Here is a 1,240-nt window from a genome sequence, read left to right on the forward strand (position 1 = left end):
ATCACGAGCGGGTTGCGGATGCGGCGCAGGTCGACGTTGCAGTGCTGGCACAGCCGCACGAGGCCCTGCTCCAGCCTGTTGCCCACGAACAGGTTCTCGGTGATGGCGAGGATCTCCTCCCGCCCGAGCACGTAGAAGCCGTTCCACCACCGCTCGAAGTCCAGGAAGCGCTCGCGCTCGGTCCGCACCCTTTCGAACAGGTCGGCGTATTTGCTCCAGACTCCCTCCGGCTTGAGCGCCTCGAAGTTCTGGACCAGCCACGCGCCGTCGAAGCGGCCGTCGCCCAGGTCGGACAGGAGGTGCGCCGTCCACATGCCGCCCGTGAACCCGGCGCCCGTGCGCATCGGGTTCACGCCCGGCTCGCCGGCCCAGTAGGACAGGGGCGAGCCGTTGAGCACGGCCGTGCCGACAAGGCCCTGGCAGTCGGCGGCCAGCATGGTGATGGCCCAGCCGGCCTGGCAGTTGCCGTAGAGCACGGGCGGTTCGCCCGGGTGTCGCCGCCCGACCTCCTCCAGGAACCGGCGCAGCGTCCGGAGCACGTCGTGCAGGGTCTGGCCTGCGACGGGCTCGGGAGCGAACGAGACGAAGTAGGTCGGGTGGCCGGCCTGAAGCGCCAGCCCCACCTCGCTCTCGCGCTTGAAGCCGCCGATCCCGGGGCCGTGGCCCGCGCGGGGGTCGAAGACGACCACGGGCGGCAGGCCGGGCTGGAGGCAGTCCTCCAGGCAGTCCTCGCCCACCCGGGTGATCTTGAGCAGGCTGTAGTTGGTCGGGCGCTCGAAGCAGCGCGCCTCGGCGACCACCTCGAAATCGAAGTCGAGCAGCGGCGGCTTGCCGGCGCGCTCGTGGGCGACGATGTTCTCGGCCCGCTGTCGCAGCGCGTCGAGAAAGAGGATCGTGCGTTGGCCGACGTCGAGCCAGTAATCCACAAGGTCCTGGGGGCCGGGCGCAGGCCGAGGGCAAGGCGGCTCGGCGCTCACCGCAGGAACGAGGGGTTCTGACCGCGTTCGCCTGCTCGATGTTTGCTTCGCGACTGCCATGGCGTCCTCCTTGCCGGCCAGACACTGCCCCCGCTGCCCCGGCGCCGCTTTGCGCTGGCGCATCCTGGGCTCGGTTCATTTCCCCTTCTGGATCTTCACGACGGAGATCTGACCGTTCACCCGGTCCGCCTGGAAGCGCACCTTGTCACCAGCTTTCACGCCCTTGAGCACCGCCGGGTCGGGCGTGCGGAACACCATCGTCA

Annotated in this window: 2 protein-coding genes; both read right to left on the minus strand. The window is 69.7% G+C overall.

The window, feature by feature from the left end; genetic code table 11:
• Positions 1 to 1,100, minus strand: a 1,100-nt coding sequence (locus tag SLNSH_RS24270) for a DUF3141 domain-containing protein (RefSeq protein WP_425353032.1), incomplete at its 3' end; no start/stop codon positions are given.
• Between the two features lie 12 nt (positions 1,101 to 1,112).
• Positions 1,113 to 1,235: a copper-binding protein gene (locus tag SLNSH_RS24275; protein ID WP_245422472.1), complete on the minus strand. Its 123-nt coding sequence runs from the start codon at positions 1,233 to 1,235 to the stop codon at positions 1,113 to 1,115.
• Positions 1,236 to 1,240 lie beyond the last annotated feature (5 nt).

Source organism: Alsobacter soli (genome assembly GCF_003004785.1).
GTDB classification, from domain to species: domain Bacteria; phylum Pseudomonadota; class Alphaproteobacteria; order Rhizobiales; family Beijerinckiaceae; genus Alsobacter; species Alsobacter soli.

Coding starts and splice junctions, on each gene's coding strand:
- SLNSH_RS24275 (WP_245422472.1), bottom strand. CDS start 1,235: ATGGTGTTCCGCACGCCCGACCCGGCGGTGCTCAAGGGCGTGAAAGCT.